Raw genomic sequence first — 23,529 nt, 5'->3', positions numbered from 1 at the left:
CTGTGCGCCCTGGCAGCCTCAAGATTGAGCTTGTCAGTCAGGAGGCCGCGCAATGAGCGGAAAAGAGCAAACTCCTATCGGAATGCGTTTTATTCGCTACATCCATTTCCGTAATCGTGGATGCTGGGAATGGACCGGCGCGAAAAACGATAATGGTTATGGTGTGATTGGCCGGGGTCGGCGCGGTGAAGGAAACATTAAGGCGCATAGGCTGTCCTTCGAGATTTTCAACGCGGTTCGCCTGAAACCGGAGCAGGTTATCTGCCACCGTTGTGACAATCCGGCCTGCGTTAATCCCGATCACCTTTTTGCGGGCACACAGCAGGACAACTTGGCTGACATGATCCGCAAGGATCGGGGGTCAAAGCCGCCTTTATTGCAAGGCACCGATAATCCGAAGGCCAAGCTAAACGAACACTTGGTCCGGCGCGCCTTCCAGCTTCGGGAAAGCGGCCTATCCACTTACCGCATTGCTGATGAACTCGTTGTTAGTCGCCCGGCCATTTGCTCGGTTCTCAACAGAAAAACATGGAGGCATGTAGATGTCCAAACTTCCCATCATCAGCGCCGACGAGCGCCTGGCCGAAGCCCGCGGTATCAAAGGCTGCATCTTCGGGAAATCCGGTATCGGCAAAACCAGCCTGCTCTGGACGCTCGATCCCGCCACCACCCTGTTCATGGACCTCGAGGCGGGCGATCTTGCCATCGAAGGCTGGCAGGGGGACACGATCCGGCCGCGCACCTGGGCCGAGTGTCGGGATTTCGCGGTGTTCATCGGCGGACCCAATCCGGCGCTGCGCGATGATCAGCCCCCGCGGGGCACGCTGCCCTATGGCCCGGCGCATTATGCGGCCGTGTGCGAGCAGTTCGGCGATCCCGCCGCGCTCGTGAAATACCAGACCATCTTCATTGACTCGATCACCGTGGCCGGGAGGCTGTGTTTCGGCTGGTGCAAGGGCCAGCCCGAGGCGTTCTCGGAAAAGACCGGCAAGCCGGATGTGCGCGGGGCCTATGGGCTGCACGGCCGCGAGATGATCGGCTGGTTGACGCATCTCCAGCATACGCGAGCGAAAAATGTCTGGTTCGTCGGCATCCTCGACGAGAAGCTGGACGACTTCAATCGCAAGGTATTTTCGGCCCAAATCGACGGCTCCAAAACCGGCCTCGAGCTGCCGGGCATCGTCGACGAGGTCATTACCATGGCCGAATTGCCGGGCGAAAGCGGCGTGCCCTACCGCGCCTTCATCTGCCAGACTATCAACCCTTGGGGCTTTCCCGCCAAAGATCGCTCGGGTCGCCTCGCGCAAGTCGAGGAGCCGCATCTGGGCCGTCTGATGGAGAAGATCAGAACCCCAGGCGTGCCCGCAAGTGATCGGCTGACCTACACCCAATCCCCTGAACCGGCCGCTGTGGCCGATCAAAACCCATCCCCCAACTGAACGAAAAGGACCTGATCCATGACTGGACTCTGGAATGATTTCAATGACGCAAAAAGCAACATCAACCTGATCCCCAAGGGCACGCTGGCCAAGGTACGCCTGACCATCCGCCCCGGCGGGTTCGATGATCCGAGCCAGGGTTGGACCGGCGCCTATGCCACGCGCGGCTCCACCGGTGCCGTTTATCTGAACGGTGAATTCACCGTGCTGGAAGGCCAATATGCACGCCGCAAGATCTTCACGCTGATCGGGCTCTACAGCCCCAAGGGGCCGGATTGGGGCAATATGGGGCGCAGTTTTGTGCGGGGCATCCTCAATTCCGCGCGCGGGATTTCCGACAAGGACATGTCGCCCGAGGCTCAGGCGGCACGCCGTATCGGCGGCTTTGCCGATCTCGACGGGATTGAATTCGTCGCCCGTATTGATGTCGGCACAGATGCCAATGGTGACGACAAGAACGAGATCCGGTCTGCGGTGACGCCCGATCATAAGGATTACGCGGCAATCATGGGCGCGGTCGCTCCAGCGCAGCCCCCGCTTTCGCAGGGTCAGCAATCCCACAACCTGCAGGGCGCGCCGCCCCCGCAGGGTTCGCAATCCTCTCAGGCACCGTCGGCCACTGGCCGTCCGTCCTGGGCGCAATAGGAGGGTCTGGCCATGCTGCTCCGCCCCCGCCAGAAACTCTTTGTCGAGCGCAGCCTTCGCGCGCTCGATGAACATGGCAATGCGCTCGGTGTGGCGCCGACCAGTGCCGGGAAAACTTTTATGCTGTCGGCGGTGGCCGGAGACATGGTTGGTGACAGCGATGCCAAGGCGTGCGTGCTGGCGCATCGGGACGAGCTGACCGAGCAGAACCGTGGCAAGTTCGCCCGCGTCAATCCCGGGCTGTCCACCTCGGTGGTCGATGCCAAAGAAAAATCATGGCGGGGTCAGGTGACCTTTGCCATGGTGCCGACGCTCACCCGCGCCGCCAATCTGGACGCTCTGCCCGCACTCGACCTGCTGGTGATCGATGAGGCCCACCATGCGGCGGCCGACAGCTACCGGCGCATCATCGATCGTGCCTTGGATCGCAATCCGGATTGCAAGGTTTTCGGGGTCACGGCCACGCCGAACCGGGGCGACAAAAAGGGGCTGCGGCCAGTCTTTACCAATGTCTCGGACCAGATTCGTATCGGCGAGTTGATCGCTGCGGGCCATCTGGTGCCGCCGCGCACCTTTGTTGTCGATGTGGGCGTGCAGAGCGATCTGGGCCGCGTGCGCAAAACGGTGGCGGATTTCGACATGGGCGAGGTCGACGCCATCATGAACCGCGCGCCGGTGACCGATGCGGTTATCGAGCATTGGCGGGAAAAGGCGGGAGACCGGCAAACCGTGGTCTTCTGCTCCACCGTCGACCACGCCCGCAATGTAACTGATGCGTTCAACGCCGCCGAGGTGCCGACGGGCCTGATTTACGGCGACATGGGCGAGACCGAGCGCAAATCGGTGCTGGCGGATTACAGCGCGGGCAAATTACGGGTGGTAGTCAATGTAGCCGTCCTCACCGAGGGCTGGGACCATCCGCCCACCTCCTGCGTCGTGCTGCTGCGGCCAAGTTCCTACAAGTCCACCATGATGCAGATGGTCGGGCGGGGTTTGCGCACGGTTGATCCCAGTGAGCATCCGGGCGTCATCAAGACCGATTGCATCGTGCTGGATTTCGGCACGTCCACGCTGCTGCATGGCTCGCTCGAGCAGGACGTTGATCTCGATGGTCGCGAAGGTAGCGGTGAAGCCCCGACCAAAGAGTGCCCCGATTGCGAGGCGACCGTGCCGCTGGCGGTGATGGAATGCCCGCTTTGCGGCCATCTCTGGGAACGTGACGACGCTGACGGCCCGTGCGAGCTTTCCGAGTTCGTCATGTCCGAGATCGACCTGTTGAAGCGCTCCAGTTTCCGCTGGTGTGACCTGTTCGGCGATGATGCGGCCCTGATCGCCAACGGGTTTGTCGCCTGGGGCGGGGTGTTTTTTCTGAATGGCCGCTGGTACGGAATCGGCGGGCGGCAAAAGGAACGGCCCCGATTGCTGGCCGCGGGCGAGCGCACGGTTTGCCTCGCCGCCGCCGATGACTGGCTGAACACGCACGAATCTGATGAGAGCGCCCACAAGACGCGGCGCTGGCTGAACCAGCCGCCGACACAAAAGCAGCTGCAATATCTGCCAGCAGAATACCGGCAGGATTTCGGGCTGACCCGCTATCAGGCCTCGGCGCTCTTGTCGTTCCGCTTCAACCGCAAGGCCATCCGTTCGCTGGTGTTCGGGGCGGATAATGCTGCCGATGCAATCGGGAGGGCGGCATGACCAATGACGCATTTCCCGACAACAACCGACCGGCAACGGCTCTGGCATCCGCGTGGCGCGCTTTGTGCGGTCTGCCAGCAACCCACCCGTGGTTTTGGCTGGCGCGATCCGCACCGTTCGCAACGGCCCCATCAGCGGAAACATTCCCGCTCTTATTTTTGGTTCTGCTCGATAGCCTGTCAGGCCTTCTGGGCGGCGCGAGCACGGGAGTCTGTGGCCATGGTTGATCTCACCGAAGAAGAACGCGCCGCCGTCACCGCCACCATGCAACGCATCGCCCTGCTGATGGAGGAAATCGGTTGGCAGACGGAATTGGCCGGTCTCACCGAGCGCCAGGTTCGCGCCCTGATCGAGGAGGCCGTCGAGGGTTTCCGCGAGGCCATGGCCGACATCGCCAAATCGCAAGCATCGGAGATTCCGTTTTGAAAAAACTATGCAGTAAATGCGGGATTCGAAAACCGCTAGATGAATATGGTAAACGGCACCGTAGCCCGGATGGTCTCCAAGTTTGGTGTCGTGATTGCAGGCGTGAATACCAGCGAGAATATGCGCGAAACCATCGTGATCCGAAAAGGCATAGAGAAGCACAAGAACGCTATAGAACACGCCATTCTATAAAGAGCCGTGCGCATGCGGTTGTCAGGAGTGCGGTTAAAAGCGGTCGAATAATTGTTCCCCTCTGGTGCCAGCGCTGTGGATGCGTAGCCGATTTGGAAGGTCATCATTGTGACTACAGCAATCCTTTGGCCGTAGAGTGGCTTTGTTCAACCTGTCACGGCCTTGAACACCGCTCCTATTCTGGAGGGGTAAATGCTTGATTACAATAAACGCCCCTCCATAGGCGAACGCATCAACGATCTGGTCGATGCCGCGCTGATCGGCGAGCGGGATGCAGATACTCCTCGCACCTACCTCGGGGCGTCCCGCCTCGGCGTGCCCTGCGAACGGGCGCTGCAATTCGAGTTCGTGCAGGCCCCGAAAGACGACGGCAGCGATTTCAGCGGTCAGGTTCTGCGGATCTTCGCCATTGGCCACATGCTAGAGGATCTGGCCATTCGCTGGTTGCGCGCCGCTGGTCTCGATCTGGTAACCCAAAAAAACGACGGAGGTCAGCTGGGATTTTCCGTCGCGGGCGGACGCATTCGCGGCCATGTGGACGGCATTATTATGGGGGCACCCGCCGCGCTCGGCTTGCGCACACCTGCACTCTGGGAATGCAAAACCATGAACGCGAAGAACTGGCGCGCCTGCGTCAAGGACGGGGTTGCCATTTCCAAGCCGGTCTATGCCGCCCAGATTTCCATCTATCAGGCCTATATGGAGCCGGTCGTGCCGGGGATTTCGGCCGCTCCTGCGCTGTTCACCGCCATCAACAAGGACACGGCCGAGCTTTATCACGAACCGGTGCCGTTCGATGCGGCGCTGGCGCAGCGCATGTCGGACCGTGCCGTGCGCATTCTGCAGGCCACCGATGCCGGTGAATTGCTACCCCGCATCGCCCAATCCCGCGATTTCTACGAATGCCGCTTCTGCTCATACGCAGACCGCTGCTGGGAGCAGAATAAATGACAGATCGAATTGATGACGACACACCCGCAGATGAAAACACCGACGCGACGACAGGCGGTCAGGAGAATGGCATAGAGTCTTCAGAGACTACCGATGGCGAAATCCTCCACTTCAACCCGTGGCGGGATTTCAATGATGCGGCTCCCCGGATTGATGTGTTCGGCGATGAACCGGATCCAGCGCAGATCACGACCTTTATGGACGTTGTGTTTGGTTATTGTGAAGGCCTGATCCCGGTCCGCAGTTTCATTGATAAGGGTCAGGGCATCGACGGTCGGCCCCACAATATCTGGCTGGAAGCCAATGAACATGCGCCGGACAAGATGACCACCTTTGCCAACTGGGCCTCGCGCGAAGGGGCAGCGGTTTACGTCATCCCTGGCACAGTGGACGAAGCCGGACAGGCCAAGGCGGCGGATGTTCAGCAAATGCAGGCGCTGGTGGTCGATCTCGACACCGGCGACATTGCCGCCAAACGGGCACACTTGGAGGCCCACCTCGGTGCGCCGACCATGGTCGTGCAAAGCGGCGGCATCACCCCGGAGGGGCAGCAGAAATGCCATATCTGGTGGCGCTTGACCGAACCGGCCGAGGGCAGCGACGTGGCGCGGGTCTGCCGCCTGCGCGGCGATATTGCCGCCAAGGTCGGGGGAGACATGCATTTTCGCTCGGCGCATCAGCCAATCCGCGTCGCGGGCAGTGTTTACTATAAGAACAGCCTGAAGACACTCGTGCGGATTCTGGAAATCAATCCCGCCATGGAACGGGATCTCGATGAATTCACCGAGGCGGTGCAGGACATGCCGCCCGCGCCGGGGATTTCGCTCGAACCGGAGTTCGTGCGCGAGAACAAGGCCAAAGCCGCTGACGTGCTGACAACGCCGGTGCGTGAAGGCGCGCAGGATAACTGGTCCCGTTTCGAGGGAGCCAGTGCCGCCATCGGCCATTTTATCCGCATGGTGCATGAGGGCCGCATGTCAAAAGACGCGGGCTGGGAAGGCATCTGCGGATACAACGCCGCCATGTTGCGCCCGAGCTGGCCGGTCGAGCGGCTGCAGCGTGAGGCCGAACGCATCTGGGCCTTGCATGTGGAAAAGAACGGCCCGCCATTGCTGCGGCTTGATCCCGGCGCGCCGGTCCCCGCCACCATGCCCGCCTTCACCCTTGGAGAATTGCTGGATGACACCACGCCCATGCCCGAAGACATCATTGCGCCCCGCGTGTTGACCCCCGGCGGGCTGTTGGTGGTCGGTGGCGCACCCAAGGTTGGCAAGAGCGATTTCCTGATCTCGTGGCTGGTTCACATGGCCGCTGGTGTTTCGTTTTTGGGCTTCACCCCGCCGCGCCCCCTGCGGGTGTTTTATCTACAGGGAACCTCTGTAAATTCCCGTTTTCGCCTTCTTCGCGGCGGGGTGGACGGTTTTTCGCCTGTCCCGCCTGATTGCTTCGGATCATAAACCCATTTTCACCGGTTTCAAGCCGGTTTTGGGTATTTCAGGCACACCTCACCCCATGAACCCTTATCCCGGCGCCGCCAGGCCGCATTCGAACTGGACGAAGCGCTTCATGTTGTAGACCAGGTTCATCATCCCGATGCGAAATCGCGCCCGCTTCAGGCCGATGGAGCGGATCAGCTTGCCGCCCATGGAGCGCTCCTGAAAAGCGAATACATGCTCGACCCGGACCCGCACTTTCGAGCGCCTCCGGTTGGCCTTTTGCTGGCGCTCGCCAAGCGGCTTGCCGCGCCTGCCCTTGTGATGGATATGGCTGTGAAGCCCCCGCTCTTCCAGCTCGCTTTCGATCTTTTGCGAGCGATAGGCGCTGTCGGCCCACAGGTCCGATGAGGTGTTGCTCGCATCAATCAGACCGGCAAGCGCCTGGCTGTCATGCACGGCGGCATCGGTGACATCATAAGCGCGGATGAATTTGTGCCGCCGGTCGACATTGATGTGGTTCTTGTAGCCGTAATAGCTCTTGCCGTGCTTCTTCGTCCAGCGCGCATCCACGTCCTTCTGGCGCTTCTTGTGGGGTTTTTCCTCCCACTCTTCAGGCGTTTCGCCCGCCTTGATTTTCTCGTTCTCGTCCCTTTTGTTGTGCTGGCGCGGCGCCGGAACGATGCTCGCATCAACAATCTGCCCGCCCATCGCCAGATAGCCCTTTTCGCGCAGAAAGGCATCGAACTTGTCAAACAGCTCCTTCATCTTCCCGGCCCCGGCCAGCCTTTCACGGTAGGCCCAGATGGTCTTGGCGTCAGGTACGCTGTCTTCAATGCCAAGGCCGAGAAACCGCATGAACGACAGGCGGTCGCGGATCTGATACTCGATCTGATCGTCAGAGAGGTTGTAGAGCTGCTGCAAAACCATCGTCTTGAATATCAGCACCTCATCCCAAGGCGGGCGGCCAGCGTTGGATTTGCGCTGTTCGGGCGGCGTGCGCCATATGGCCTTCAGCTCGTCCCGGTAATCCTCGAACGGCACCATGTCGTTGAGCAACACCAGCGGATCACCAGATTTGTCCAGTCCCGCGTATCGGCTGGAAAGATCAAAAAATCCCATCTGACCCATGACAAAACCCCGTCGGTCGAATCATTTTCATCCTGATGACGATTCTACCCCGTCAGGCCGGATTTTGGGGGATTTTTAGAGGTTCCCTTGGGTTTATTTACCTCAGCAACGTGCGGGTTCTATGATTTTTGTCTGGCAAAATATTTGCCAGCAAAAGGGACAGTTAAGGGAACGGCAATAATGATATGTAAACGGTTTGTGCCGCGGTTCGCCGCAGCAATGGTAGTGTGCAGCCTGATCACACCCGCACAGGCGGGTGATAGTTTTACAAAAGCAGGGGATGTGTTGGAGATTGCATTGCCGGCTGCTGCAATGGTTTGTGCTGCTCGCAAGCATGATTTCGGCCCCGCCGCTTGGCAGTTCATTGGACAGGAGGTTGCCGTTGAGGCCAGCAAACACGCGCTGGGCAATGCGACAATCAACCAGCGGCCCAATGGCGGTACACACGGTTTTCCATCCGGGCATACGGCGGCTGCATTTTACGGGGCCAGCTACCTGTCGCGGCAATGTCTGCACACAAAGGGCGGCAAGGTTCTGGCATTCGGATTGGCCGCACTGGTCGGGGCATCGCGGGTTCACGGTGATAACCACACGGTCGGGCAGGTGATTGCGGGTGCGCTGGTCGGGGTTGCGTTTGATCGAGTCAAGGTGACATTCGATGACCGGCGCGTGCACGTCGGGATGCGCTACGAATTCTAGAGCGCATCCAATCCAAAACGATCTCAAGCATCCATCTGCCGATCCGAGGCAGCGTTTGTGACTGCAAATGCGTTCGGATTGGCGGATGGATTCAATTTTATTGGATTTGCTCACCCCTCTTGCAACTGTGTCAAGATTGAGCACAATAGAGCCCTGTGTTGTTGCGTGGGGGGCAGAAGGTGTGCGAGATTTTTGCTGGGCAAAACCCGGATGATTATGAACCGGTCACACGGCGTCTGCGCCTGAATGGGCAAAGCACCAGCATCCGGCTTGAGAAAACCTTCTGGAATATGGTTGACGATATCGCGGCCAGCGAAGGGGTGACAACCCCGCAATTCCTGTCTGCCCTTCATTCCGAAGTGCTGGTACTCAGGGGCGAAGCACCTAATTTCACCTCGCTTTTGCGCTGTGCCTGCCTAAAGCACCAGCACCGCGAACTGACGGGTATTGCCGCCGAATAGCCCTGTAGTATTCCGCTACTACCCACGCCATTTCCCGCTCTGCTAGGGTGTATTGCAACAGATAGCAAAGGCAGGGGAAAAATATGGCCAAAGCAATCCATTCCATGATTCGCGTGCTGGACGAGGCGCGCTCGGTTGATTTCTACAAACAGGCCTTTGGTCTGGAAATTGCGGAACGGTTGGATTTCGACAGTTTCACCCTGATCTACCTGCGCAATCAGGACGCGGATTTCGAGCTGGAGTTGACCGTGAACAAGGACCGTTCCGAACCTTACGATCTGGGCGACGGGTACGGGCATATTGCCTTTGTGGTTGATGATCTGGACGCCGAATATGCCCGTTTTCAGGCCGTGGGGCTGGATCCGCGCAAGATCGTCGAATTCGAACGCGACGGTGCGCTGTTGGCGCGGTTTTTCTTTGTTGCCGATCCGGACGGATACCAGATCGAAGTGCTGCAACAGCACGGCCGCTACAAGTAATATACAACAGGGAGGAGAAAACCAAATGCTCTATAGAATTGATTTTACAGTGGAATATGATGCCGATATGGGCCAGCAGGGGCTGTTTGCCATCTGGGCCGAAGAAGCAGAGGCCGCGCTGGGCGCCAAAGAGGCCGGCGTGGTGGTGGACCTGTGGAAAGTGGTTGGCGAACGCAAGGTTCTGGCGATTGTCGATGTGGAAACGCCCGACATGCTGGACCAGATCATGTTTGATCTGCCGATCATGCAGAAGATGGGGCAACATGTGCGGGCCGACGTGAAATCCCTGCGCCGGTACGAGGATTTTGCCGCCGATGTTAAGGAACGTCTGGGCCGCTAGCTTTCTTTACACAGGATATTATGCTTAAGTTGTGGCGATGGGGAGATGACTAAATCAGGAGGGTGCCATGCGCCTTGTTTTAACCATCGCGGCACTGATTTCCATATACACACCGGCAGCGGCCTTTAGCCCATGTGATGACCTTTGGTTCACCCGCAATCTGCTGTTTGCCCGCAACGGATATTGTTTTGCTTCACCCTTGGGGCAGGCGGTGTTCGGAAACGCGGGCTGTTTCACCAATGAGCCCGGGTTGGACGGGCAGGAACGCGATGTGCTGGCCGATGTCCGGGATCGTGAAAAGGCGCTGGAGTGTCATGTGGACAATCAGCGCCAGCGCCTGGATGTCGATCTGATCGAGCAACGCAAACAAATGCTGGACCTGCCCTATGACCGAATTTGAAGCCGCCTGTGTTGGTTGGCTGGGGCCTGCCCTGCCGATCCACAACGCGGGACATGTGGATTCCCAAGTGATCGGCCATCTGCAAAAAGGTGACCAGATTGATTTCTTCCACGAAGAACTGGTGGACGAGGCCGGAAATGACTGGTTTTTCATCACCCAGCGGCGGCAGGGTACGGTGGTCGGGGTTGGCTGGGTTTTCTTTGGCGATGATCTGGATAAATGCGAGATGTTTGCAGGCTGATCCCTAGAACGACTTGCGCGCCTTCAGGGCGGCGCTGATGGTGCCATCGTCCAGATAATCCAGTTCGCCACCAATCGGCACACCCTGGGCCAGCGTGGTGACGGTTACGCCGCTGCCTTCCAACTCGTCCGCGATGTAATGGGCGGTGGTCTGGCCATCAACCGTGGCATTCAGCGCAAGGATCACTTCGGTGATGCCCTCGGCCGCCACACGGTCGCGTAGCTTGGGAATTTGCAAATCATCCGGCCCCACCGCATCCAGCGCCGACAGGGTGCCGCCCAGCACATGATAGCGGCCCTTGAACCCGCCCGCGCGTTCCATCGCCCACAGATCGGCCACATCCTCGACCACGCATAATTCACCGGTGGCACGTTTGTCGGCCTCGCAAATATCGCAAATGTCCGATGTGCCGACATTGCCGCAGTTCAGACATTCCCGCGCTGTGACGGCCACCTCGGACAAAACATCTGCCAAGGGCGTCATAATCAGCGCCCGTTTCTTGATCATATGCAGCACCGCGCGCCGCGCAGAACGGGGGCCAAGGCCGGGCAGCTTGGCCATCAGCTCGATCAGGTTTTCGATATCCTGTGTCGCATTGCCCATTTTGCGTCCCTTTGCCCTTCTTCTTGCTCGAAATACCTCTGCCGGAGGCATTGAATCTTTTTTCCTGCGCTATCCAGTCAGAACGGCAGCTTCATATCCGCAGGCAGGCCCAGCCCCTCGGCCATTTTCGCCATTTCCTGTTGCGAACGCTCCGCCGCTTTGGCCTGCGCATCTTTGATCGCGGCCAAAATCAGGTCCTCGACCACTTCCTTTTCGTCGGGATGAAAGATCGAGGGATCAATTTCCAGTGCTGTCAACTCGCCCTTGGCGGTTGCCGTGGCCCGCACCAGCCCTGCGCCGGATTCGCCGGTGACGGTGATCTTGTCCATCTCGTCCTGCATCTCGGCCATTTTATCCTGCATATCCTTGGCGGCCTTCATCATCTTGGCCATGTCGCCCATGCCTTTGAACATCTTGCCCATCTCCTGTGTGTCGTAGCTTAGGGTATAGATACGGGGCATGGTTGGGTTTCACAAGGCAGCGCCAAAGAGTTTCAATGCCTCCGGCAGAGGTATTTCGGGCAAGAAGAAGGGCTAGTCGTCCTCGAACGGGTCCCATTCGTCGGAAACCTCTGGCAGGGCCTCGGCGGCGGCGGTTTCCTCGATTTCCTTTGGTGTGGTGATCTTGGTGATCTTTGCGCCGGGAAAGGTTTCCAGCACGGCCTTGACCAGCGGATGGTCCAGCGCTTCCTGTTCCAGCGCCAGTTGGTCGGCATCGCGGACTTCGGCTACGGTGGCAGCGCCGCCCTCGTTCACTAGTGTCACGGCCCAGCGGGCGCCGGTCCACCCTTGCAGGCGCTGGCCCAGCCGTTGCGCCAGATCGCGCGGGGACTTGTCTGTAGGCTGGAATTCGATCCGCCCCGGGGAATAGCTGACAAGGCGGATGCCGGTTTCGACTTCGACCAGAAGTTTGACATCGCGCATGGCGCGGATCAACTCGACCACGTCTTCAAAGCGGGCGTAGCGTTCCAGCGGATTTTGGACCGGTTGTGCTACGGCCAAGGCGGTTGGCACACCGCCAGAAGGCTGGGACGGGGCCGAGCGCAGCGAGGCCCCCCCGCCGCCTGCCGGCGCAGCCGCAGGCCCCCCCTGCCCGCCGCCGAGTGCGGGCGCTGGAGCAGGTGGCGGTGTGGTATCTTGCAGCTTTTTCACCAATTCGCCCGGTGTCGGCAGGTCGGCTACATGGGTCAGCCGGATGATTGCCATTTCGGCGGCCATCATCGCGTTGGGGGCCATTGCCACCTCTTCCAGCGCCTTTAGCAGCATTTGCCACATCCGCGTCATCACCCGCATTGGCAGGGCGGCGGCCATTGCCTGACCGCGGGTGCGTTCGTCCGGTGATACGGTGGGGTCTTCGGCGGCTTCGGGGGTGATCTTGATTACCGAAATCCAGTGGGTGATTTCCGCCAGATCACGCAGCACGGCCATCGGGTCGGCCCCGTCGGCATACTGACCGGATATTTCGGTCAGCGCACCCGCGGCATCGCCTTTGACAATCAGATCGAACAGGTCCAGCACACGGCCACGATCGGCCAGCCCCAGCATCGCGCGTACCTGATCGGCGGTGGTTTCCCCCGCACCGTGGCTGATTGCCTGATCCAGCAGCGAAGTCGCATCCCGTGCCGATCCTTCTGCCGCCCGCGTGATCAGTGCCAGGGCATCATCCGAAATTTCCGCATTTTCCGCTGTTGCGATTTTGCGCAACAGGGCGATCATCACCTCGGGTTCGATCCGGCGCAGGTCGAACCGCTGGCAGCGCGACAGCACCGTTACCGGAACCTTGCGGATTTCGGTGGTGGCAAAGATGAATTTCACATGCGCCGGCGGTTCTTCAAGCGTTTTCAGTAACGCGTTAAACGCGCTGGTCGACAGCATGTGCACTTCGTCGATGATATATATCTTGTAGCGGGCCGAGGCCGCGCGGTAGTGGACGGAATCGATGATCTCGCGGATGTCGCCGACACCGGTGCGCGATGCCGCGTCCATCTCCATCACATCCACATGGCGCCCCTCCATGATCGCCACGCAATGTTCGCATTGCCCGCAGGGTTCGGTGGTTGGCCTGCCATTGCCGTCCGGCCCGATACAGTTCATCCCCTTGGCGATGATCCGTGCAGTGGTGGTTTTGCCGGTGCCGCGGATGCCGGTCATGATGAAGGCCTGCGCGATGCGGTCAGCTTCAAACGCGTTTTTCAGGGTGCGCACCATCGCGTCCTGCCCCACCAGATCGGCAAAGCTTTCGGGGCGGTATTTGCGCGCCAGAACCTGATAGGCGGTATCGGGTGTGTCGGTCATGCGGGGCCTGTCGGTTTTTCCAGACTCCAGCTTAGGCCGTGTTTGCCGGAAAGGGAAGTGTGAAGGCAAGGATTGCGCGTGTATCCACGACAGGACATAGTGTGGGCAAATCAGGAAAGGGGCACCGATGTTTTCCAAGGACAAATTGCAGTTTCAGGCGATCGAATTGCCCGCGCAAGAGGCGTTATCGCCCGAAGATATGAAATCCCGCGCATTGGCGTTTTTCGGCAAGATGAAAACCCGCCATTCAACCCGCGACTTTGCCAAAACCGATGTACCGCAAGAGGTGATCGAACATTGCATCGCCACCGCAGGCCGCGCGCCCAGCGGGGCGAACCATCAGCCGTGGCATTTCGTTGCCGTAAAATCGCCCAACCTGAAGGCGCAGATTCGCGAGGCCGCCGAGAAAGAGGAAGAAGCCTTTTACGCCGGTGGTGGCGGGGATGAATGGATCAAGGCGCTGGAGCCATTGGGCACCGGTGTGGAAAAACAGCATCTGACCGATGCGCCGTGGCTGATCGTGGTTTTCGCCCAGCGCTATGGCGAATTCGAGGACGGAACGCGTTACAAAAACTATTACGTGCCTGAAAGCGTGGGCATTGCTACCGGTTTTCTGATTGCCGCCCTGCATCATGCGGGCCTATCCTGCCTGACGCACACCCCCAACCCGATGAAGTTTCTGAACGGACTGCTGGGGCGGCCTGCCTCGGAAAAGCCGGTGATGATACTGGTGGTCGGGCAGGCGGCAGAGGGGGCGACGATACCGGCGGCCTCGACCATAAAAAAGCCGCTGGATGTGGTTATGACGGTGAAATAAAGCGCTTCCAGTTAGTGTTGAATCGCTTTTCGCTGGGTAGTGTCGCGAGTTTGGTGGAAATTCGAGGACGGCGTAATCTCCGGGTGCATCGAAGCCACCCAACCGGCGGCTGGAACCGCCAAGGAGATCACGCCATGACAAAGAATACAGCAACATCGACATCCGCGCTACTGGCCAATGAAGCAGGCTATGACCCGATTGAAGACCGGCTGCGCCAGAACATCCGCGCGACGATCGAGGCGGTTTTCGAAGAGGAGCTGGAGCAGTTTCTGGGCCGTTGCCGGTATGGCCGCAGCGGCGGGGCAAAGGCCGGATACCGCCACGGGCATCGCGAGCGGCAACTGGTCGGAACATTTGGAACCGAAACGGTGCGCGTGCCGCGTGCGCGGATCACAGGCGAGGCCGGCAAGGCCAGAGAATGGCGCTCGAAGGCATTGCCCCGCTACCAGCGGCTGACGAAGAAGGCCGAGGCGCTGATCGCTGCTGTCTACCTTTCGGGCACCAACACACGGCGGGTAAAACGCGCCCTGTTCGGCCTGTTTCAGGGGGCGGTCAGCAAGGATGTGGTGAGCCGCGCCTGGCGCAAGGTGAAGGTGGACTGGCAGGCGTGGTGCGCCCGCAGCCTTGCGGATGAAGACATCGTGCGGCTGATCCTGGACGGCACCGTGATCAAAACGCGGATTGACAGGAAGGCCACCAATATCTCGGTTCTGGCCGCGATTGGCGTGCGCCGGGATGGGCAGAAGGTCTTGTTATCACTGATGAACATGGGCGGCGAAAGCACCTCCGCCTGGCGTCAGTTCATCAACGATCTGGATGCGCGCGGGTTGAAACGGCCCGAATTTGTCATCGTGGACGGGGCACCGGGACTTGAGGTCGCTCTCATTGCCCTCTGGGGTGAAGATCTGCCGATCCAGAGGTGCACGGTGCACAAGCACCGCAACCTTCTGGCCAAGGCACCCAAGCGTATGCATGATGAGTTGACAGAAGATTACCGCGACATGATCTACGCCAAAACACCCGAGGAAATCGCCACCCGCCGCAAGGCATTTCTGCGAAAATGGCGGCTGAAATGCAAGGCCGTCGCTGACAGCTTGGAAGAAGCAGGAGATAAGCTTTTCACCTTCACGCGTCTGCCACAAGGCCAGTGGAAATCGGCCAGAACGACAAATGCGATCGAACGCCTGAACGAGGAATTCCGCCGCCGCATCAAGACCCAGACCGTGCTGCCATGCGCCGAGACCGTGCCGATGCTGCTTTGGGCTCTGATGGCCTCGGGGCAGATCGTCATGCGAAAGGTCGATGGCTGGGAAACGCTCGCTCAGCCCGTCGCCGACGCAACCCTTGACCAAGCCGCCTGACCGGCGCATAACTCAACCCGCTCGGAGGTGCCTGAAATCAATTTCCACCACTTTCGAGACACAACCTTTCGCTGCCTCAAGCCTTTGGCTTGAACGCAAAAAGCGATACTCCTGTTTCAAGATAAACTGGAAACGCTATAGGGGCTATTCCCATTCCATCTGGGTGAACACCTCTTGCGCATTGCGCCCAGCCAATCCTTCGAAATTCTTCAGGTAGGAAAAGGCGGATTGGTCCACATTGACGGAATCAATGATTTCGCCGCCACCATCAATGTAATCGGCCATCTTTGTGCGGATGTTGATCAGGTAATCGTAAGTGTCGCGGGTGGCCGTGGCCAGATCGGTCGGGTTGCCATGGCCGGGGACGATGTGTTCGGGCTTTAGCGCGGCCAGCGCTTCGAAACTGGCGACCCATTCCTGCGTATTGGATTGCGGCCCGATGCCAAGGATGCGTTCGACATAGACAATATCACCCGCAAACAGGGTGGAACGATCGGCCAGCCAGACGGTGCTGTCCCCCGGCGTATGCGCCGCCCCTTCGTGGTGCAGTTGCAGCGTCACGCCGCCCAGTTCCAGCGTGTAATCCGTGCCAAATGTGATGTCGGCAGGGGCGGGTTCAGTGCCGGCCAGCATATCTTTGCCAATCAGCGTGCTAAGGCCGGTCAACTGCATCGAAGCGCGGTCCTGATGGTCGGCCTCGGCATCGTCCGAGGCAATCACCTGCGCGCCTTGCTTCTGCCAGTACCCGTTGCCCATCCAGCGGTGATCCTGCCCGCCTGTGTCGATCACATATTTCACCGGCTGATCGGTGATCCCCTTGATCACCTGATGTAGCATTTCGGCCCCCTTGTAGCTGCCGCCGGGGTCCATCAGTACCGCGCCGTCAACTGTTACGACCAGCCCGAAGGTGGCGTTGTTTCCCAGATTTTCGGGATTGCGTTGTGTAAGCGGGCCGACGATGGCGTATGTGTCGGGGGCTACGTTGACGACGTTCAGAATATCGGCTTGGGCGGTGGTTGCCGTTAGGGCAATAGCAAGCGGGATCAAATGTTTCACGGGTGTTTCCTTTTGTTTCGCCCGCAGACCCTATCAGTCATATAGATGTTTTGGAATGCGGCGAATGACATCAGCGGAATTTCGGGCGCGGGCAAGGGTCCAGGCGCCCTGAATGGTCATCAGCAGCAGCTCGGCGGCGGCTTCGGCCTGGGCCTTGGACATGCCCAGCCGCACTCCGTGTTCGGCGGTGCGTGTGCTCCAACTGGTCAGGATGTGGTCGGCGTGCTGGCGAAAGGCGTCATTGTCCGGCCCGTCAAACAGCATGGTGGAAATCGGGCAGCTGCGCCAATGGTCGGCGGTATCAAACAGTTTGGCCAGCTTGAAACAAAAGGTGGTGGCCCCATCGGCAAAGCTGTCTGCCTGCGCGAATGAATCGTCAATGATCTGCAACATCCCCTTGGAAACCCAACTGGCCGCCGCCATTGCCAGATCGGATTTGCCATCGGGAAAGTGGTGGTAAAGCGAGCCTTTGGGGGCGTGGCTGGCCGTTAGCACTTCGGTCAGGCCGGTGCCGTGATAGCCTTTTTGGCGAAACAGCGTGGCGGCGGTTTCGATCAGGCGGTCACGGGTTTTTGTGGCGGGTTTTTGCATAGGACCTGTATATCAGACTAGACCGATTGGTCCAGCCGTGCTATTAGACCGAACGGTCCAGTAAAAGGGAACATAACATGACAGCCCCCGATTTGCGGATTGTTCCGCTGCCTGAAAGGATTGAATCTGTTCGCTTTCGCGCGTACCGTGCGCAGTTGTCCGGTACATTACACCGCCCTAAGGGTGCGCCCAAAGCGGCGATTGTGTTGCACGGGGCAACCGGCGTACCGCACCGATTTTACCGGCATTTTGCCCAGTGGCTGGCGGGGCAGGGCTATGCCTGCCTGACCTATGATTACCGCGATTTTGCCGCCTCGGCCGAGGGGCATGTGCGCCGTTCCAGCGCGACAATGGCCGAATGGGGCGTGCAGGATCAGGCGGCAGCGCAGCGGTTTCTGGAAGAGGCTTGTCCGGAAACGCCGCTATGGGTGATCGGCCATTCGCTGGGCGGGTTAATGGTACCGTTTCACGAAGGGGCAGGGCGGATTGACCGCCTGATCACCATCGCCAGCGGGTTGGTGCATCTGGGCGAACACCCGTGGCCTTACCGCGCGGTCGCGGCGGCGTTCTGGTATGGGCCGGGGCCATTGGCAGCCAAATTGCTGGGCTATCTTCCGGCCAAGGCCTTTGGCACCGGGCGGGACCTGCCGGCGGATGTCTATTGGCAATGGCGGCGCTGGTGCACGACCAAGGGGTTCTATCTGGGCGATGTCGGACGGGTGTTGCCTGTGCCGGACTGGCGGGCGTTTACGGGGGATATGAAACTGGTGGCGATTGCGGATGATGACCTGGTGCCACCCACCACGGTTTGGCGACATATGCAGAATTTCCCCGAGGCCCGCAAATCGCAACTGACGGTGCGGCCTGCGGATTATGGTGCCAAGAAGATTGGCCATATCGGGGTATTCCAGCCGCAAAACGCTACTATATGGCGGGATTTGATCGCGTAAAAGACGGAGGGAGTAGGTGAGAGGCTGGACACGACCCGAACGAAAACTCGTTACGGCTGCTTCCTTCCGGACCTGACCGGGTTGGCGAGGCGCTCGCCCGCACCAACCTCTCAGGGGGGTATATAGGTGCGCTGTGGCAGATTCGCAATATCTACCTTTTGCTGTTGATCAAATTGACGGGGTGCCGGATAGTTTAGCGACATATGGCGGGTAATTTTGTAAGGGGTGAAATGATGGATATATCGGCAAAAGCCAGAGGTGCCGCCTGGCCCGGTATTCTGGTTTCTATTGTGACCATTGCTGGCGCCGGGGCTGCCTTTGCCGGATGCGATGTTCTGGAGCGCAGTTTTGATGATCCGGATCACCTGACCTTTTCCCTGTCCCCGACTGTTAAAGCGTCATTGTCCAGACTCGCGGGAAACGATCTGGTCCATATTACCGAAAATGGCGAACTGACGTTTGCAGGCGATTTTGGAGAAGTTGACTGGAACGCAGACCCCGAAACCGGAATGCCTCAAGGGAACCTCTAAAAATCCCCCAAAATCCGGCCTGACGGGGTAGAATCGTCATCAGGATGAAAATGATTCGACCGACGGGGTTTTGTCATGGGTCAGATGGGATTTTTTGATCTTTCCAGCCGATACGCGGGACTGGACAAATCTGGTGATCCGCTGGTGTTGCTCAACGACATGGTGCCGTTCGAGGATTACCGGGACGAGCTGAAGGCCATATGGCGCACGCCGCCCGAACAGCGCAAATCCAACGCTGGCCGCCCGCCTTGGGATGAGGTGCTGATATTCAAGACGATGGTTTTGCAGCAGCTCTACAACCTCTCTGACGATCAGATCGAGTATCAGATCCGCGACCGCCTGTCGTTCATGCGGTTTCTCGGCCTTGGCATTGAAGACAGCGTACCTGACGCCAAGACCATCTGGGCCTACCGTGAAAGGCTGGCCGGGGCCGGGAAGATGAAGGAGCTGTTTGACAAGTTCGATGCCTTTCTGCGCGAAAAGGGCTATCTGGCGATGGGCGGGCAGATTGTTGATGCGAGCATCGTTCCGGCGCCGCGCCAGCACAACAAAAGGGACGAGAACGAGAAAATCAAGGCGGGCGAAACGCCTGAAGAGTGGGAGGAAAAACCCCACAAGAAGCGCCAGAAGGACGTGGATGCGCGCTGGACGAAGAAGCACGGCAAGAGCTATTACGGCTACAAGAACCACATCAATGTCGACCGGCGGCACAAATTCATCCGCGCTTATGATGTCACCGATGCCGCCGTGCATGACAGCCAGGCGCTTGCCGGTCTGATTGATGCGAGCAACACCTCATCGGACCTGTGGGCCGACAGCGCCTATCGCTCGCAAAAGATCGAAAGCGAGCTGGAAGAGCGGGGGCTTCACAGCCATATCCATCACAAGGGCAGGCGCGGCAAGCCGCTTGGCGAGCGCCAGCAAAAGGCCAACCGGAGGCGCTCGAAAGTGCGGGTCCGGGTCGAGCATGTATTCGCTTTTCAGGAGCGCTCCATGGGCGGCAAGCTGATCCGCTCCATCGGCCTGAAGCGGGCGCGATTTCGCATCGGGATGATGAACCTGGTCTACAACATGAAGCGCTTCGTCCAGTTCGAATGCGGCCTGGCGGCGCCGGGATAAGGGTTCATGGGGTGAGGTGTGCCTGAAATACCCAAAACCGGCTTGAAACCGGTGAAAATGGGTTTATGATCCGAAGCAATCAGGCGGGACAGGCGAAAAACCGTCCACCCCGCCGCGAAGAAGGCGAAAACGGGAATTTACAGAGGTTCCCTCAAATTCTTGTCGTGGATGTGAACGACGATGGCATTAAGGATTTGTTCATCGGTGTCGGGCAGGGGATGGTGAACAATTATTATCAGGCGCTGATTTCGCAACCGGACGGGCAATGGAACCAGAATGTCGAGGTATCAAACCCGGCGTTTTCCTGCACGGAACCCGGATTCACCGGCTGGTATCGGTCCGGCCCGCGCGGAACGGATGAAGTCTGGGCGATAGGCAAAGACGGCATTCCCTATGTCAAAACCAGCAGAACCGTAGTTGATGACCATGTGTTCCAAAGGGTTGATTATGACGCGCAGGGGAAAATAATCTCGCGCTCTATCGTTCCCTATACCAAGGATATACGCGCCGGCGCTGGTCCGGTTGTTGCCAAGGCTGCGGTTACAGATGAAGGTGTGGCTGTCTATAATCCCGACGATATTCAGACCGAAATTGCAAGGCTGAAAGGCGGGACACCTTTGGGGCTGTTAGAGACCGAAGACACCTATTCACTGATGCTGGTCGAATTCGGGGCAGACAGGAAACACGGATGGGTGGTGATCGAGGATATCGCGTATGAATAGGGCCTAGTTTGGCAATCCATCCCAGATTTCAATATCATCTACCCATTGGTGTTTCGGATTGGCGTTGCCGTAAATCTGCGTCAGCATGATGAAATCAATCGGTTTGTGGTTGCGGGTTGTGCGGCCGAAATGGTCGCCCACAACCTGCCCGTTTATTTTCCATAAGGCCCGCCCGTCTTTGCCTTCGCTCCAGTGCCAGTAAAATTCGGTCAAAAACCATTCCCCCATTGGCACCGGAATATCGCGGTTGTCGATTTCCCAGACGGGGTGTTCCGGGTCACGGTCGCCTTGCCAGTGCCAATAGGGTTTGCCGTCATCATCGGTATAGATGAACGAGATCAGACGAAAGCCGCTGCCATTGGCATAGCCTTTGGTTTTCCATTCAAAGAAGGTGCGCCATTTGTCGGGTTGGGTCAGGCTGCTGCGGTCCAGTTTGATCCAGTAGCGGATATACAGATCACGCCGCCCGTCGGTGATGTCCAGAATTTCATAAGGGCTTTGGGTATCATCGCGGTGTTCGTAATTCTCGACACTATAGAGCGCGTGGCTGGGGCGGCCATCGTGGCCCTTGACCGTCCGGATTTCGTTGCGCAGAGCCTGCTGGTTGTCATGGCTGATCATGTGTAACCCGCTGTGTGTGGCGCCAAGAACGGCAATCGGCCAGTGAGAACCGGTCACGGAATCTGTGCCGGTGATGTTTTGATTGCCGTCTTTCAGTGGTCCCAGTGTTACCCCCTCGAAGCCGGAGGAGAACAACAATTTGGCTGGGCCTTGGGGTGCTTCTACGGGTATGGTCTGGCAGGCTGAAACGAACAGCAGGGGGAACAAATACTTCATCGGCCCTCGTCAAAACTGGCGGGGCAAAGATGCCTCGCCAAATACGCCTACAGCGTGATACGGAAGCGGGCAAAGCCGTCGGGGCCATCGCCTGCAGGTTCGATCACCATGCCTTTTACATCGCCGATATGATCCGCCGCCTTTGGTCCTGTATCAAACAGAACCGTTGTGTCGGGCAGGGATTTGAAGCGCCAGTTGTCGTCGGCCTGCGGGTTCACTGTGCCCTGTTCGACAATATAACGCACGATCACGTCGCGGTTGGTGTCGGGGGCCTCGTAAACGATGGTGTCGCCTTTGGCCCCCGGGAAATCGCCACCGCCCGAGGCGCGGTAATTGTTGGTGGCAATGATGAATTCCATATCGTCCGTTACCGGTGCTCCGTTATATTGCAGGTTGGTGATACGGCTGGCATCGGGGTTCAACTCGCCGCCTTTGGCGTCGAACCGCGATGGCTGGCTGATGTCGATTTCATAGGTTACCCCGTCGATCACATCGAAGTTGTAACTGGGGAAATCGGGGTTCAACAAAACCTGATCGGCCTGGCCCGTTTCGACCTGATTGAACATACCGGCCGAACGTTCCAGCCAGCCTTTCAATTGCGCGCCTGTGACCTTCACGGCCCGCACGGTGTTGGGATAGAGATACAGGTCGGCCACGTTTTTGATGGCGATATCGCCCACCGGCACGTCTGTGTAATACTCGGGCCCGCCACGGCCACCAGCCTTGAACGGCGCGGCAGCGGACAGCAACGGCAGGGCAGCATATTCGCTGCCTTTCAACATCTCGCCGATATACCAAAGTTGTGCGGTTGAAACCAGTTGCACCGACGGGTCATCCGCCACCAGCGCGAAATAGCTGTGCAGCGGGGCCGATGTTTTGCCAACCGCGCGGCGGATGTATTTAAGGGTTTCCTCGTGCTCTTTTGCCACAGACGCCAGCACATCCGGCTGGCTGTCAACCAATGCGGTGACGCTGCGGTCCTCGTTGCGTTTGGATATGGGGCGGGTTTCCGATGCATGGCTGGCGATTTTCCATTCATTGCCCGACCGTTCCAGCATCAGGTCCACAACCCCAAGGTGACTGCCCCAGAAGCCACCCATCACGGCGGGTTTGCCATGCAGGGTGCCTTTGGCTATGTCCACCCCGTTCAGTCCTTCAAATTTAGGCCCGGGGAAAACAAGGTGCTGGTGGCCGGACATGATCGCGTCGATTCCGTCAACCATTGCCAATTGCAAGGAGGCGTTTTCCAGCCCCTCGTCGCTGGACTAAGCTTCGATTCCGGAATGGGACAGGGCGATGATGATGTCGGCGCCTGCCTCTTTTATCTCGGGGACATAGGCGCGGGCGGTGGCGACGATGTCGCGGGTCGTTACGTTGCCTTCCAGATGGCGACGGTCCCAGTTCATGATTTGTGGCGGCACAAAACCAATCAACCCGATGCGGATCGGGTGGGTTTCACCGGCACCATCGGTCAGGGTGCGGTCCAGCAGGATATAGGGTTTGACCAGCGTTTTGTCGTCCCGGGGGGTGGCGCCCATTTGCGTGGCGATATTGGCCGACACCACGGGGAATTCAGCACCGGCAAGGGATTTCATCAGAAAATCAAGGCCATAGTTGAATTCGAGATTGCCAAGGGTCGAAGCATCAAAGCCGATGGTGTTCATCGCGGCGATGATCGGATGCAGGTCGCCCTCTTTCATGCCGCGCTCATACGCGATGTAATCGCCCATCGGATTGCCTTGCAGCAGATCGCCGTTGTCCAGCAGCAGGGAATTGGTTGCCTCGTCACGGATGCCCTTGATCAGGCTTGCGGTGCGGGCCAGTCCGACGGTATCGCGCGGTTTGTCGGCGTAATAGTCATAGGGGTAGATATGCACATGCAGATCAGTGGTTTCCATGATGCGCAAATGGGCCTGATTGGCGGCAGCATAGGCGGAAAAAGGGTGGAGTGTGATCAAGGACGTTCCTGCTACGGTTCCGGCCAGAAATTTCCGGCGGGTCATTGTTGTTTTTGTTGCGTAGGTCATGGGAGCCTCCATTATGATTCCATCAAAAAGAATTAAGGGAAACCTAGCACGACTTATGGTTAACCGTAATCGGATAAGCTGAATCTT

General features: G+C 58.7%; 25 protein-coding genes, 1 other RNA gene and 2 pseudogenes. 19 read left to right on the top strand and 9 right to left on the bottom strand.

What is annotated here, in order from left to right; genetic code table 11:
- Positions 1–52 precede the first annotated feature (52 nt).
- The 7 genes and pseudogenes from ACQY4M_RS17605 to ACQY4M_RS17575 form a co-directional block, all read left to right on the top strand.
- A pseudogene (locus ACQY4M_RS17605) lies at positions 53–322 on the top strand (hypothetical protein); the annotation flags it as partial.
- 220 nt (positions 323–542) lie between these two features.
- The gene (locus ACQY4M_RS17600) at positions 543–1,439 is read left to right on the top strand and encodes an ATP-binding protein (RefSeq protein WP_428546850.1); all 897 of its coding nucleotides are present in this window, start codon (positions 543–545) and stop codon (positions 1,437–1,439) included.
- 18 nt (positions 1,440–1,457) lie between these two features.
- Positions 1,458–2,084: a hypothetical protein gene (locus tag ACQY4M_RS17595; RefSeq protein ID WP_428546847.1), complete on the top strand. Its 627-nt coding sequence runs from the start codon at positions 1,458–1,460 to the stop codon at positions 2,082–2,084.
- Positions 2,085–2,096: 12 nt separating this feature from the next.
- The gene (locus ACQY4M_RS17590; protein WP_428546844.1) at positions 2,097–3,782 is read left to right on the top strand and encodes a DEAD/DEAH box helicase; all 1,686 of its coding nucleotides are present in this window, start codon (positions 2,097–2,099) and stop codon (positions 3,780–3,782) included.
- A 3-nt stretch (positions 3,783–3,785) separates the two neighbouring features.
- Positions 3,786–4,208 (top strand): DUF6511 domain-containing protein, encoded by a 423-nt coding sequence (locus ACQY4M_RS17585; protein WP_428541242.1) that lies wholly within the window; start codon positions 3,786–3,788, stop codon positions 4,206–4,208.
- Positions 4,209–4,592: 384 nt separating this feature from the next.
- On the top strand, positions 4,593–5,351 hold the full coding sequence (locus ACQY4M_RS17580; RefSeq protein ID WP_428546841.1) for a hypothetical protein: 759 nt from the start codon (positions 4,593–4,595) through the stop codon (positions 5,349–5,351).
- Positions 5,348–6,808 (top strand): AAA family ATPase, encoded by a 1,461-nt coding sequence (locus ACQY4M_RS17575; protein WP_428546838.1) that lies wholly within the window; start codon positions 5,348–5,350, stop codon positions 6,806–6,808. Before ACQY4M_RS17580 ends, ACQY4M_RS17575 begins: the two co-directional genes overlap by 4 nt.
- A gap of 63 nt (positions 6,809–6,871) precedes the next feature.
- On the opposite strand, the gene ACQY4M_RS17570 is transcribed toward ACQY4M_RS17575, so the two are convergent.
- Positions 6,872–7,915, bottom strand: a complete 1,044-nt coding sequence (locus ACQY4M_RS17570) for an IS5 family transposase (protein ID WP_428539227.1) — start codon at positions 7,913–7,915, stop codon at positions 6,872–6,874.
- Positions 7,916–8,002: 87 nt separating this feature from the next.
- On the opposite strand from ACQY4M_RS17570, the gene ACQY4M_RS17565 reads away from it, so the two are divergent.
- The 6 genes from ACQY4M_RS17565 (at position 8,003) to ACQY4M_RS17540 (ending at position 10,535) form a co-directional block, all read left to right on the top strand.
- Positions 8,003–8,614, top strand: coding sequence for a phosphatase PAP2 family protein (locus ACQY4M_RS17565; protein WP_428546835.1), 612 nt, complete (start codon positions 8,003–8,005; stop codon positions 8,612–8,614).
- A gap of 179 nt (positions 8,615–8,793) precedes the next feature.
- Positions 8,794–9,075, top strand: coding sequence for a ribbon-helix-helix domain-containing protein (locus tag ACQY4M_RS17560; protein ID WP_428546832.1), 282 nt, complete (start codon positions 8,794–8,796; stop codon positions 9,073–9,075).
- An 83-nt stretch (positions 9,076–9,158) separates the two neighbouring features.
- A complete protein-coding gene (locus ACQY4M_RS17555; protein WP_428546829.1) occupies positions 9,159–9,554 on the top strand; it encodes a VOC family protein in 396 nt (131 codons plus the stop codon).
- Positions 9,555–9,579: 25 nt separating this feature from the next.
- Complete coding sequence (locus ACQY4M_RS17550; RefSeq protein ID WP_428546826.1) at positions 9,580–9,894, top strand: muconolactone Delta-isomerase family protein; 315 nt, start codon at positions 9,580–9,582, stop codon at positions 9,892–9,894.
- A 67-nt stretch (positions 9,895–9,961) separates the two neighbouring features.
- The gene (locus tag ACQY4M_RS17545; protein WP_428546823.1) at positions 9,962–10,294 is read left to right on the top strand and encodes a YARHG domain-containing protein; all 333 of its coding nucleotides are present in this window, start codon (positions 9,962–9,964) and stop codon (positions 10,292–10,294) included.
- On the top strand, positions 10,281–10,535 hold the full coding sequence (locus ACQY4M_RS17540) for a DUF4453 domain-containing protein (RefSeq protein WP_428546820.1): 255 nt from the start codon (positions 10,281–10,283) through the stop codon (positions 10,533–10,535). Before ACQY4M_RS17545 ends, ACQY4M_RS17540 begins: the two co-directional genes overlap by 14 nt.
- A 3-nt stretch (positions 10,536–10,538) precedes the next feature.
- On the opposite strand, the gene recR is transcribed toward ACQY4M_RS17540, so the two are convergent.
- The 3 genes from recR to ACQY4M_RS17525 all read right to left on the bottom strand — a co-directional run bounded on the left by recR (position 10,539) and on the right by ACQY4M_RS17525 (position 13,432).
- Positions 10,539–11,138 (bottom strand): recombination mediator RecR, encoded by a 600-nt coding sequence (recR, locus tag ACQY4M_RS17535; RefSeq protein WP_118943642.1) that lies wholly within the window; start codon positions 11,136–11,138, stop codon positions 10,539–10,541.
- Between the two features lie 77 nt (positions 11,139–11,215).
- On the bottom strand, positions 11,216–11,560 hold the full coding sequence (locus tag ACQY4M_RS17530; RefSeq protein ID WP_428548246.1) for a YbaB/EbfC family nucleoid-associated protein: 345 nt from the start codon (positions 11,558–11,560) through the stop codon (positions 11,216–11,218).
- 111 nt (positions 11,561–11,671) lie between these two features.
- Complete coding sequence (locus tag ACQY4M_RS17525) at positions 11,672–13,432, bottom strand: DNA polymerase III subunit gamma/tau (RefSeq protein ID WP_428546816.1); 1,761 nt, start codon at positions 13,430–13,432, stop codon at positions 11,672–11,674.
- Positions 13,433–13,559: 127 nt separating this feature from the next.
- Here ACQY4M_RS17525 and ACQY4M_RS17520 point away from each other — a divergent pair, with 127 nt between their 5' ends.
- Both ACQY4M_RS17520 and ACQY4M_RS17515 read left to right on the top strand, forming a co-directional pair.
- Positions 13,560–14,249 carry a nitroreductase family protein gene (locus ACQY4M_RS17520; RefSeq protein WP_428546813.1) on the top strand — a complete coding sequence of 230 codons (690 nt, stop codon included), beginning with the start codon at positions 13,560–13,562 and terminating at the stop codon, positions 14,247–14,249.
- Positions 14,250–14,383: 134 nt separating this feature from the next.
- Positions 14,384–15,610 carry an IS256 family transposase gene (locus ACQY4M_RS17515; RefSeq protein ID WP_428539582.1) on the top strand — a complete coding sequence of 409 codons (1,227 nt, stop codon included), beginning with the start codon at positions 14,384–14,386 and terminating at the stop codon, positions 15,608–15,610.
- Positions 15,611–15,754: 144 nt separating this feature from the next.
- Here the strand turns inward: ACQY4M_RS17515 and ACQY4M_RS17510 are convergent, their stop codons facing one another.
- The gene (locus tag ACQY4M_RS17510; RefSeq protein ID WP_428546810.1) at positions 15,755–16,666 is read right to left on the bottom strand and encodes an MBL fold metallo-hydrolase; all 912 of its coding nucleotides are present in this window, start codon (positions 16,664–16,666) and stop codon (positions 15,755–15,757) included.
- 33 nt (positions 16,667–16,699) lie between these two features.
- Entirely contained in the window at positions 16,700–17,257 is a 558-nt protein-coding gene (locus ACQY4M_RS17505) for a TetR/AcrR family transcriptional regulator (RefSeq protein ID WP_428546807.1), read from the bottom strand.
- A gap of 155 nt (positions 17,258–17,412) precedes the next feature.
- On the opposite strand from ACQY4M_RS17505, the gene ACQY4M_RS17500 reads away from it, so the two are divergent.
- Positions 17,413–18,207: an alpha/beta hydrolase family protein gene (locus tag ACQY4M_RS17500; RefSeq protein WP_428546804.1), complete on the top strand. Its 795-nt coding sequence runs from the start codon at positions 17,413–17,415 to the stop codon at positions 18,205–18,207.
- A gap of 14 nt (positions 18,208–18,221) precedes the next feature.
- On the opposite strand, the gene ffs is transcribed toward ACQY4M_RS17500, so the two are convergent.
- An RNA gene (ffs, locus tag ACQY4M_RS17495) (signal recognition particle sRNA small type) lies at positions 18,222–18,320 on the bottom strand.
- Between the two features lie 90 nt (positions 18,321–18,410).
- On the opposite strand from ffs, the gene ACQY4M_RS17490 reads away from it, so the two are divergent.
- The 3 genes from ACQY4M_RS17490 (at position 18,411) to ACQY4M_RS17480 (ending at position 20,578) form a co-directional block, all read left to right on the top strand.
- Entirely contained in the window at positions 18,411–18,737 is a 327-nt protein-coding gene (locus ACQY4M_RS17490) for a hypothetical protein (protein WP_428546801.1), read from the top strand.
- Between the two features lie 75 nt (positions 18,738–18,812).
- Complete coding sequence (locus ACQY4M_RS17485; protein ID WP_428539227.1) at positions 18,813–19,856, top strand: IS5 family transposase; 1,044 nt, start codon at positions 18,813–18,815, stop codon at positions 19,854–19,856.
- 65 nt (positions 19,857–19,921) lie between these two features.
- On the top strand, positions 19,922–20,578 hold the full coding sequence (locus ACQY4M_RS17480) for a hypothetical protein (RefSeq protein WP_428546798.1): 657 nt from the start codon (positions 19,922–19,924) through the stop codon (positions 20,576–20,578).
- Positions 20,579–20,581: 3 nt separating this feature from the next.
- Here the strand turns inward: ACQY4M_RS17480 and ACQY4M_RS17475 are convergent, their stop codons facing one another.
- Together ACQY4M_RS17475 and ACQY4M_RS17470 are read right to left on the bottom strand one after the other, a co-directional pair.
- On the bottom strand, positions 20,582–21,199 hold the full coding sequence (locus tag ACQY4M_RS17475) for a hypothetical protein (RefSeq protein WP_428546795.1): 618 nt from the start codon (positions 21,197–21,199) through the stop codon (positions 20,582–20,584).
- 263 nt (positions 21,200–21,462) lie between these two features.
- A pseudogene (locus ACQY4M_RS17470) lies at positions 21,463–23,442 on the bottom strand (bifunctional 2',3'-cyclic-nucleotide 2'-phosphodiesterase/3'-nucleotidase).
- Between the last annotated feature and the right edge of the window lie 87 nt (positions 23,443–23,529).

It is taken from the genome of Profundibacter sp. (genome assembly GCF_965277155.1).
Taxonomy (GTDB): domain Bacteria; phylum Pseudomonadota; class Alphaproteobacteria; order Rhodobacterales; family Rhodobacteraceae; genus Profundibacter.
The sequence above is the reverse complement of the archived record's forward strand: the minus strand, read 5'-3'. Positions and strand labels throughout refer to the sequence as shown.

What these genes read in the sequence shown, in the direction of transcription:
- ACQY4M_RS17600 (WP_428546850.1), top strand. Translation starts at nt 543, where the DNA reads ATGTCCAAACTTCCCATCATCAGCGCCGACGAGCGCCTGGCCGAAGCC.
- ACQY4M_RS17595 (WP_428546847.1), top strand. Translation starts at nt 1,458, where the DNA reads ATGACTGGACTCTGGAATGATTTCAATGACGCAAAAAGCAACATCAAC.
- ACQY4M_RS17590 (WP_428546844.1), top strand. Translation starts at nt 2,097, where the DNA reads ATGCTGCTCCGCCCCCGCCAGAAACTCTTTGTCGAGCGCAGCCTTCGC.
- ACQY4M_RS17585 (WP_428541242.1), top strand. Translation starts at nt 3,786, where the DNA reads ATGACGCATTTCCCGACAACAACCGACCGGCAACGGCTCTGGCATCCG.
- ACQY4M_RS17580 (WP_428546841.1), top strand. Translation starts at nt 4,593, where the DNA reads ATGCTTGATTACAATAAACGCCCCTCCATAGGCGAACGCATCAACGAT.
- ACQY4M_RS17575 (WP_428546838.1), top strand. Translation starts at nt 5,348, where the DNA reads ATGACAGATCGAATTGATGACGACACACCCGCAGATGAAAACACCGAC.
- ACQY4M_RS17570 (WP_428539227.1), bottom strand. Translation starts at nt 7,915, where the DNA reads ATGGGTCAGATGGGATTTTTTGATCTTTCCAGCCGATACGCGGGACTG.
- ACQY4M_RS17555 (WP_428546829.1), top strand. Translation starts at nt 9,159, where the DNA reads ATGGCCAAAGCAATCCATTCCATGATTCGCGTGCTGGACGAGGCGCGC.
- ACQY4M_RS17550 (WP_428546826.1), top strand. Translation starts at nt 9,580, where the DNA reads ATGCTCTATAGAATTGATTTTACAGTGGAATATGATGCCGATATGGGC.
- ACQY4M_RS17545 (WP_428546823.1), top strand. Translation starts at nt 9,962, where the DNA reads ATGCGCCTTGTTTTAACCATCGCGGCACTGATTTCCATATACACACCG.
- ACQY4M_RS17540 (WP_428546820.1), top strand. Translation starts at nt 10,281, where the DNA reads ATGACCGAATTTGAAGCCGCCTGTGTTGGTTGGCTGGGGCCTGCCCTG.
- recR (WP_118943642.1), bottom strand. Translation starts at nt 11,138, where the DNA reads ATGGGCAATGCGACACAGGATATCGAAAACCTGATCGAGCTGATGGCC.
- ACQY4M_RS17530 (WP_428548246.1), bottom strand. Translation starts at nt 11,560, where the DNA reads ATGGGCAAGATGTTCAAAGGCATGGGCGACATGGCCAAGATGATGAAG.
- ACQY4M_RS17525 (WP_428546816.1), bottom strand. Translation starts at nt 13,432, where the DNA reads ATGACCGACACACCCGATACCGCCTATCAGGTTCTGGCGCGCAAATAC.
- ACQY4M_RS17520 (WP_428546813.1), top strand. Translation starts at nt 13,560, where the DNA reads ATGTTTTCCAAGGACAAATTGCAGTTTCAGGCGATCGAATTGCCCGCG.
- ACQY4M_RS17515 (WP_428539582.1), top strand. Translation starts at nt 14,384, where the DNA reads ATGACAAAGAATACAGCAACATCGACATCCGCGCTACTGGCCAATGAA.
- ACQY4M_RS17505 (WP_428546807.1), bottom strand. Translation starts at nt 17,257, where the DNA reads ATGCAAAAACCCGCCACAAAAACCCGTGACCGCCTGATCGAAACCGCC.
- ACQY4M_RS17490 (WP_428546801.1), top strand. Translation starts at nt 18,411, where the DNA reads ATGGCGGGTAATTTTGTAAGGGGTGAAATGATGGATATATCGGCAAAA.
- ACQY4M_RS17485 (WP_428539227.1), top strand. Translation starts at nt 18,813, where the DNA reads ATGGGTCAGATGGGATTTTTTGATCTTTCCAGCCGATACGCGGGACTG.
- ACQY4M_RS17480 (WP_428546798.1), top strand. Translation starts at nt 19,922, where the DNA reads ATGATCCGAAGCAATCAGGCGGGACAGGCGAAAAACCGTCCACCCCGC.
- ACQY4M_RS17475 (WP_428546795.1), bottom strand. Translation starts at nt 21,199, where the DNA reads ATGATCAGCCATGACAACCAGCAGGCTCTGCGCAACGAAATCCGGACG.